This is a genomic window from Saccharopolyspora taberi, from assembly GCF_039534165.1.
Classification (GTDB): Bacteria; Actinomycetota; Actinomycetes; order Mycobacteriales; family Pseudonocardiaceae; genus Saccharopolyspora_D; species Saccharopolyspora_D taberi.
Genome location: NZ_BAAAUX010000021.1, coordinates 31,398 through 39,177, shown reverse-complemented (window position 1 = coordinate 39,177; position 7,780 = coordinate 31,398). Strand labels below are relative to the sequence as shown.

General features: G+C 70.6%; 9 protein-coding genes. 2 read left to right on the top strand and 7 right to left on the bottom strand.

Features of this window, described 5'->3' with window-relative positions:
* Positions 1–148 precede the first annotated feature (148 nt).
* From ABD691_RS25990 to ABD691_RS25960, 7 genes are all read right to left on the bottom strand, one after another.
* Positions 149–973, bottom strand: coding sequence for a cytochrome c biogenesis CcdA family protein (locus ABD691_RS25990; protein WP_344684042.1), 825 nt, complete (start codon positions 971–973; stop codon positions 149–151).
* Positions 970–1,653, bottom strand: coding sequence for a DsbA family protein (locus ABD691_RS25985; protein ID WP_344684041.1), 684 nt, complete (start codon positions 1,651–1,653; stop codon positions 970–972). Before ABD691_RS25985 ends, ABD691_RS25990 begins: the two co-directional genes overlap by 4 nt.
* A 44-nt stretch (positions 1,654–1,697) precedes the next feature.
* Complete coding sequence (locus tag ABD691_RS25980; RefSeq protein ID WP_344684040.1) at positions 1,698–2,633, bottom strand: M56 family metallopeptidase; 936 nt, start codon at positions 2,631–2,633, stop codon at positions 1,698–1,700.
* Positions 2,630–2,977 carry a BlaI/MecI/CopY family transcriptional regulator gene (locus ABD691_RS25975; RefSeq protein ID WP_344684038.1) on the bottom strand — a complete coding sequence of 116 codons (348 nt, stop codon included), beginning with the start codon at positions 2,975–2,977 and terminating at the stop codon, positions 2,630–2,632. Before ABD691_RS25975 ends, ABD691_RS25980 begins: the two co-directional genes overlap by 4 nt.
* 118 nt (positions 2,978–3,095) lie before the next feature.
* Positions 3,096–4,409 (bottom strand): MFS transporter, encoded by a 1,314-nt coding sequence (locus ABD691_RS25970; protein WP_425565161.1) that lies wholly within the window; start codon positions 4,407–4,409, stop codon positions 3,096–3,098.
* A gap of 22 nt (positions 4,410–4,431) precedes the next feature.
* Entirely contained in the window at positions 4,432–4,866 is a 435-nt protein-coding gene (locus tag ABD691_RS25965) for a MarR family winged helix-turn-helix transcriptional regulator (protein ID WP_344684035.1), read from the bottom strand.
* A 98-nt stretch (positions 4,867–4,964) separates the two neighbouring features.
* Positions 4,965–6,425 (bottom strand): NCS2 family permease, encoded by a 1,461-nt coding sequence (locus ABD691_RS25960; RefSeq protein WP_344684033.1) that lies wholly within the window; start codon positions 6,423–6,425, stop codon positions 4,965–4,967.
* Between the two features lie 50 nt (positions 6,426–6,475).
* Between ABD691_RS25960 and ABD691_RS25955 the strand changes: the two genes are divergently transcribed.
* Positions 6,476–6,763, top strand: coding sequence for a DUF2530 domain-containing protein (locus ABD691_RS25955; protein WP_344684031.1), 288 nt, complete (start codon positions 6,476–6,478; stop codon positions 6,761–6,763).
* Positions 6,764–6,850: 87 nt separating this feature from the next.
* Positions 6,851–7,645: an ESX secretion-associated protein EspG gene (locus ABD691_RS25950; RefSeq protein WP_344684029.1), complete on the top strand. Its 795-nt coding sequence runs from the start codon at positions 6,851–6,853 to the stop codon at positions 7,643–7,645.
* Positions 7,646–7,780 lie beyond the last annotated feature (135 nt).

Here is a 7,780-nt window from a genome sequence, read left to right as displayed (position 1 = left end):
TCGCCAAGCGCTTCGCCGACGCCCGCGCGGGCAAGAACGGCCTCCTGCTCCCCTGACCTCTGGGTTTCGGCAGTGAATGCTCCGACAAGCCGAGCTGCCGAACGCTTCGGGGCCCTCTTTTCCCGCTTGGAGGGCCCCGAAGTGCTTTTCAGGACTCCCGTTTCGCCCGGCGGATCCGCCAGAGCACGAAGACCAGCGCGACGACCGCCACCATCAGCAGCACAGTCGCATCGGTGACGCCCGCGATGACGCGGCCGATTCCGACCTGCAATGCGTACTGGCTGTCCACATCGGTCAGTCCGCCGAGGTTCGCGGTTCCCTCGGTGAGCACGAACAGCAGCCCGATGCCGATGAAGACCAGACCGGACAACAGGTTCGTGGTGTGCACGCGGAACCGGCCGAGGGAGATCTCCTTCCCCCGCAACCACTTCCGGTTCCGGATGTCGAACCGCTCCCACAGCAGCGCCAGCACGAACAGCGGAAAGGCCATCCCCAGCGCGAAAACCGCCAGCAGCACCGCGCCGTAGACCGGGGAACCGCCTGCCGCCGACACGGTGAGCACGCCGCCCAGCAGCGGCCCCGCGCAGAACCCCGCCAGCCCGTAGACCGCGCCGAGCGCGAACACCGAGAGGTTCGAGGAGATCCGGATGCGCCCGGTGAGCTGCTGCGCCGCGCTGATCCCGAAGCCGCGCCCGGAGATCTGGAGCAGGCCGAACCCGATCAGCACCAGCCCGCCGACGAGCGTGACGGTGTCGCGGTAGGTGGTCAGCAGCGCGCCGAACAGCCCGGCCGCCGCGCCCAGCGGCACCAGCGTCACGCAAAGGCCCAGGTAGAACACGGTGCTCCTGGCGAGCAACCTGCCGAGACCGTCGAAGGCGTACGCGAAGAACGACGGGAGCAGCAGCGCCGAGCACGGGCTCAGCAGCGAGAGCAGCCCGCCCAGGAACGCACCCAGGACGCCGATCTGCGTCATCGCCGCCGGGCCCGCTCGATCACGTCGACGAAGTGCTCGATCGGTTGCGCGCCGAGCACCGGCTCACCGTTGATCACGAACGTGGGCGTGCTCGACACCCCGAGCTCGGAGCCCTCCATCGCGTCGGCCTGGATCGCGGCGAACGCGGCGGGATCGTCCAGCTCCGCCTCGAACCGCGCGAGGTCGGGCACCCCGGCCTGCCGGGCGAGCTCGACCAGCCGCTCGCGCGGCATCGGCGGGTGGCCGCTGGGCGGCGCCTGCGCGAACGCGGTGTCGTGGAACTCCCAGAACCGGCCCTGCGCGGCGGCGGCGCGCCCGGCCATGGCCGCGTCCAGCGACTCCTGGCCGAAGATCGGGAAGTCGCGCCACTCGACGCGCAGGTCGTCGCCGAAGCGCCGGAGCAGCTCCGGCTCGATGTCGCGGCCGAACTTCGCGCAGAAGGGGCAGCGGAAGTCGGAGTAGTTGACCAGCACCACCGGGGCGTCCGGCCGCCCCTTCGCGACCGGGTCGCCGGGATCGCGCCGGGCGAGCTTGTCCAGCGGGCTCTCCGGCTGCGGCGGTGGCGGCGCGGCCTGCGGCTGGTTCTGCGTGGCCAGCACGTATCCGAGCAGGAACACCACAGCCGCGGCGAGCACCCCCGCCAACACGTTGAGCCGACGAACCTTCCCGTTGTTGCGCACCGTTCGACCTCCGCTCGACTACTACTACGGAGGATAGTAGACAGTCAGAGCGAGCCGGTGGACAGGCAGTACAGCAGCACCAGACCCGCGACGACGCCGATCGCGACCACCGCGGGCGACACCGCGGCGAACACCGCCCCGAAGTACCCGGCGCGCCGCCGACCACCGGGCGCGGCCCGCAGCCAGTGCAGCCGCAGCTCGACCGACTCCCGGGACATCGCCAGCGAGCCCTGCGGCACCCCGGCAGCGCGGACCGCCCGCAACGCCGAGCGCACCGAGCCGTGCCCGCACCGGCTCGCCGCCGCCGCGTCCGCGGCCAGCTCGACCAGCACGCGCACCACCGGCGGCGCGGCGCGGAACAGCGGGACGAACGGCAGCGCCCGCCCCAGCACCTCGGCCATCAGCACGAGAACGTGGTGGCGCCCGGACAGATGTGCGCGCTCATGCGCGAGGATCGCTTCCCGCTCGGCGCTCCCCAACCGCGAGACCCCGGTCGTCGCGACAACCGCGCCGCGCCTGCCGCCCACGCTGTACGCGACCGGAACGTCCTGCTCCAGCCACAGCACCGGCGACCCCGGCTCCACGCGGGACAGCACGCGCAGCGCCTGGAGATGGCGGCGCCGACGGCCCGCGTCGTCGCGGGACACCTTCACCGCGACGAACAGAACGCGCGCCACCGCAGCGAAAACCGCCGTCGCCGAGACGATCCGCGCGACGTGCTCCCACACCGGATCTCCCCCGGCCCGGACCACGTTGACGCAGCTGTTCGCCATCCCGATCAGGTGGTCGGCGCCGGTGTGCGGCACCAGCAGCAGCGCCGCTCCGGTGCTCGCCCCGGCGAGCACCACGACGGCGGAGGCGATCCAGACGGTCAGCGCGACGCCCGGGCGGACGCGTGGGCTGAGCGTCGCGCGCAGGTAGAGCGGCCCGGACAGGGCGATCAGCACAGCACCCGCGAGCAGCCCGATGGCCAGCGTCACGAGTCCCGCTCCAGGGCGCGGCGGAGCAGCTCGGACTCGCGGTCCGACACCGACCGGGCGAAGTGCAGCAGCACGGACTCGGCGTCCCCGGAGGAGTCCAGGACCTCCCGCAGCAGGCTCGCGCCCGCTTCCTCCCGGGAGCGGACCGGCCGGTAGCTGTAGGCGCGACCGCTCATCTCGCGGCTCACCCAGCCCTTGCCGTGCAGGTGGTCCAGAACGGTCATGACCGTGGTGTAGGCGCGCTCGCCTCCCAAGCGCTCCAGCACGTCGCGCACCCGCATCGGCTCGCCGGACGTCCACAGGACGTCCATCACCTTCAGCTCCAGCTCACCCAGTCCGAGCATGACCCGCAGTCTAGGGACCGCCCCGGAAAGCGCCCGGGCCCCGACTCCCGAAGGAGCCGGGGCCCGAACTGTTCCCGAACTGACTGCCGCTCCCACCACGAAGCGGACGTGTATTAGGTTAGCCTAACCTGCCATCGTGAGCAACCCCGTTCCTCCGACGGAGTAGCACCGCCGCCCCGACCAGCGTCGCGACCAGCGACAACAGCCCGCCGACGAGCAGCGGCGAGCGCGGCCCCAGCACCTCCGCGAGCCAGCCCGACGCCAGGCCGCCCAGCGGTTTGCCGCCGAGGAACACCAGCATGTACAGGCCCATCACCCGGCCCCGCATGCTCTGGTCCGCGCCGAGCTGCACGGTGGCGTTCGCGGTCGTGGTGAAGGTCATCGCCGTCACGCCGACCGGGATCAGCGACACCGCGAGCAGCCAGTAGGACGGCATCAGGGACGCGACCGCCTCCAGCACCCCGAACGCCGCCGCGCCGATCAGCAGCACCCGCATGCGCGGCTTGCGCCCCCGGCCGCTGCGCAGGGCCGCGAGCGCGGCACCGGCGAGCGTGCCGACCGCGAGCATCGTGATCAGGAAGCCGTACCCGTCGGCCTCGCGGTGGAAGGTGTTGCGCGCCAGCACGGCGAAGGTGTTCTCGAAGTTCATGCCGAACGTGCTCAGGCACATCATCAGCATCAGCACGGTGACCAGTTCGGGGCGTTTTCGCACGTAGCGAAGGCCCTCGCGGAGCTGCCCCGGCGACTTCGGCGCGCGTTTGGCGCGGTGCAGCCGGGTCACGTCCATCAGCACCAGCCCGAGCACCACCGCCGCCGAGCTCAGGCCGTTGAGCAGGAAGACCCAGCCGGTGCCGATCCCGGTGATCAGCAGCCCGGCCAGCGCGGGCCCGACGATCCGGGCCAGGTTGAAGGTCATGGAGTTGAGCGCGACCGCGTTGGTCAGCACGTCCGGTCCGACCATCTCGGAGACGAAGGACTGCCGCACCGGCGCGTCGACGGACGCGAAGCAGCCCAGGACCAGGCACAGCGCGTAGACGTGCCAGAGCTGCACGACGCCGGTGACGTCGAGCACGCCCAGCACGAGCCCGCACGCCCCGAGCGCGCTCTGCAGCCCGATCAGCAGCTTGCGCTTGTCGAACCGGTCGGCGACCACGCCCGCCCAGAGCGTGAGCAGCAGCGTCGGCATGAACTGCAGCGCCACCGCGATGCCCAGCGCCGCGGCGCTGCCGCCGGAGAGCTCCAGCACGAGCCAGTCCTGCGCGGCCCGCTGCATCCAGGTCCCGGTCAGCGAGACGATCTGACCGGAGGCGTAGTAGCGGTAGTTGCGCTCCCGCAGGGAGCGGAACATCCCGCCCCCCGTCGCGGATAATCGCGATGGGTTGCCCGGAATACCGGGGCTCACCCCCGGCCGACTCGAAGTCTTCTCGGGCAACTGCGCGATCAACTCCTCCGGGTCAGCGACTCGCCAGCCGATCGATGATCTCCGCGGCCCGGCACAGCGTGTCGCGCTCTTCCTTGCTGAGGTCGGCGAGCTGGAGGTCCAGCCAGCGCTCGCGCGCCGAGACCTCCTCGTCGATGCGGGCCTTGCCCGCCTCGGTCAGCTCGACGATGGCCTGCCTGCCATCGGTCGGGTGCGCCCGGCGGGCCACCAGCCCGGCCTCCTCCAGGCTCGCGATCACCCGCGTCATCGACGGCGGCTGCACGCCCTCCTTGGCGGCGAGCGCGCCCGGTGTCATGGCGCCCACCTTGTTCAGGCACGCCAGTGCCGACATCTGGGTGAGCGTGATGGCGGAGCCGGTGCTCTGCGCGCGCAGCCGGCGGTTCAGGCGAACGACGGCGACCCGGAGCCTGCTGGCCAGGGTGCGTTCGCGCTCCGCAATATCGGACACGTCGTTAGTCTACCAAACTATATCGGCGAAATCGGACGAAAATCGTGCAGATCGGTCACGACTTGCCGGAAGAGCCTAGCGGTCCGGTGTACCGGCGGTCACACGCCGAACAGATCGCCCACGGGCCCGGCGACGAAGTAGAGCACGAACGCCGCCGCCACGACCCACATCAGCGGGTGCACCTTGCGCATCCGGCCGGTCGCCACCTGCATCACCACGTAGCTGATGAACCCGGCGCCGATGCCGTTCGCGATCGAGTAGGTGAACGGCATGATCACGATCGTCAGGAACGCGGGCAGCGCGATCGTGAAGTCCGACAGGTCGATCTGGCGGATCTGGCTCATCATCATCGCGCCGACGACCACCAGCGCCGGTGCCGCCGCCTCCACCGGGATGACCTGGTAGAGCGGGGTGAAGAACATCGCGGCCAGGAACAGCAGGCCGGTGACCACGTTGGCCAGCCCGGTCCGCGCGCCCTCGGCGATGCCCGACGCCGACTCCACGAACACGGTGTTCGAGCTGGCCGACCCGAACCCGCCGACGACCGCACCGGCGCCCTCGACGGCCAGCGCCCTGCCCATGCCGGGCAGGTTGCCCTGCGAGTCGGCGAGGTTGCCCTCCTTGCCCAGGCCGGTCATGGTGCCCATGGCGTCGAAGAAGTTCGCCAGGACCAGCGTGAACACCAGCATCGCCACCGCCAGCGCGGGCAGCCGGGTCCACGCGCCGAACGAGATGTCGCCGACCAGCGCCAGGTCCGGCAGGCCCACGACCTGCTCGGGCAGCGACGGGTAGCCCAGGTTCCAGCCCCGCGGGTTGACGCCCTTGGACGGGCCGACCGCGACGATCGACTCGATCACGATCGACAGCACCGTGCTGGCCGCGACGCTGATCATGATCGCGCCGCGGACCTTGCGCGCCACCAGCACCGAGGTCAGCACCAGCCCGAACACGAACACCGCCGTCGGCCAGGACGCGATCGAACCGTCGATGCCCAGGCCCACCGGGACCGTGGTGTTGGCGGCGTCGGGCAGCCGCCGCACGAAACCGGCGTCGACCAGCCCGACGAAGGTGATGAACACCCCGACCCCGACCGCGATGGCCGCCTTGAGCTCAGCGGGAACCGCGTTGAACACCGCGGTCCGGAACCCGGTCGCGACCAGGACCAGGATGATCACGCCGTCGATGACGACCAGGCCCATGGCCTCCGGCCAGGTCATCTGCGGGGCGATGGTCACCGCGAGCAGCGTGTTGATGCCCAGCCCGGCGGCGATGGCGAACGGGTAGTTCGCGACCAGCCCGAACAGGATCGTCATCAGGCCGGCGACCAGCGCGGTCACCGCCGCGACCTGCGGGACCGGCAGAATGTTGCCGAGCACGTCCCGCTTGGCGGTGGCGTCGTCGGCCGAGTAGCTGCCGAGGATCAGCGGGTTGAGCACGATGATGTAGGCGACGGTCACGAAGGTGACCACCCCGCCGCGGACCTCGCGCCCGATGCTGGAACCCCGCTCGGTGATCTTGAAGTACCGGTCGAGGGCGGTCTGTCTGGTGCTGTTGCTCATCTGGGCGCTTCCCGGGCGTTGCATCGAAGTACCGATGTAGCCTGCCTGACGTGGTAGAAGACAGCGAATCCGCCCCCACCACCGCGGGGCACCGGCCGGTGCCCGGGCTGCCGCGCAGGCTCGCGGAGCCGACCCCGGTGGTGCTCGCAGGCACCCTGCTGTGGCTCGGCGGTGCTGTCGCGTTCGCGGTCGTCGCCCCCGGCAGCATCCAGTTCTGGACCAGCCTCGTGGGCTGCGCGCTGGGCGTGGCCGGCTACGGGGTGTTCCGGTGGCAGCGCTCGGCGTCCCGCCGCGGGGCGCGGGGCGCGTGGAAGGGGCTGTCCGGACTGGACGGCTGAGTTTGTCACTTCTTCGGGGACTTCTCGTCACGTCGAGCCGCTAATCTGCTCAGTCGCGAGCCACTACCAGTGGGGGAGTTCACGACTGTGCCGTCCAAGATCGATATCGACCTGCTCGAATTCGCCGTCCTGGCCGATCGGTCCGGAATCAACCGCGTACCGGCGGTCGCCTCCTACAGCAACTACGCGACGCCGTTCCACAACATCCCGGTGCAGCTCGCGGAGGCGGAGCAACGGTGCAGGCAGCGGGGGCTGCTGACCCCGGGCGGCGAGATCAACGACCGGGTCCGCGAACTGATCGGGATCTACCCGCACGTTTCGCTGGAATACGATCTCCGGTTCTCGGCGCAGAAGGGAACGGAACTGCGCGCCTGCGTTTCCCAGGCGGGAGAGACCGCGGTTCGCACAATCGTCGAGGGCGATCACGTGGTGCTGGACAAGGTCCGCCCGGTGGACATGATCCCGGCGCTGATCGCGGTGCTGCCGGAACTGCAGCCCGCCCGGATCCGCCCCCCGCTGAGCATCGACCTGACCGAAATGCGCGCGGCGATGGCCGACGTGTCGAAGCACGGCAGGTCGGACAACGAGGCGATCGAGCAGGCCCTGCGCTCCCGCGGGGCGGACGTCCGCCCGCTGCGGCAGATGACCCAGCTGCTGGACGGCCCCCGCCAGGGCCTGGGCGAAATCGGCGTCACGGTCTGGGATCCGCGCCGCAAGGAGCACCGCGGCGACCAGACGATCCGGATCATCGACCTGGAATCCGGCCGCACCGCCGTCTACAACAGCGGCAACCAGCGCATGTTCGCGGGCGCCGACACCAGCACGTTCACCCGCGTCCTCGGCGAGATCGCAACCGAGACCAGGCGCGACGTCATCTGGTGACCGCGGCCGAACGGGCGAATCCGCGACCAGCGGGAACGGCCTTGGTCCCAGTTCCGTCCGAGCACTACGGATGCGACTGCAAACCTGGCAAGCTTGGTCGCGACCATGGACCGACGTATGAAGACAAGGAGGTAG

Bases quoted from the DNA above. Each gene is read 5' to 3' on its own strand.
- ABD691_RS25990 (WP_344684042.1), bottom strand. From the start codon at position 973: ATGACGCAGATCGGCGTCCTGGGTGCGTTCCTGGGCGGGCTGCTCTCG.
- ABD691_RS25975 (WP_344684038.1), bottom strand. From the start codon at position 2,977: ATGCTCGGACTGGGTGAGCTGGAGCTGAAGGTGATGGACGTCCTGTGG.
- ABD691_RS25960 (WP_344684033.1), bottom strand. From the start codon at position 6,425: ATGAGCAACAGCACCAGACAGACCGCCCTCGACCGGTACTTCAAGATC.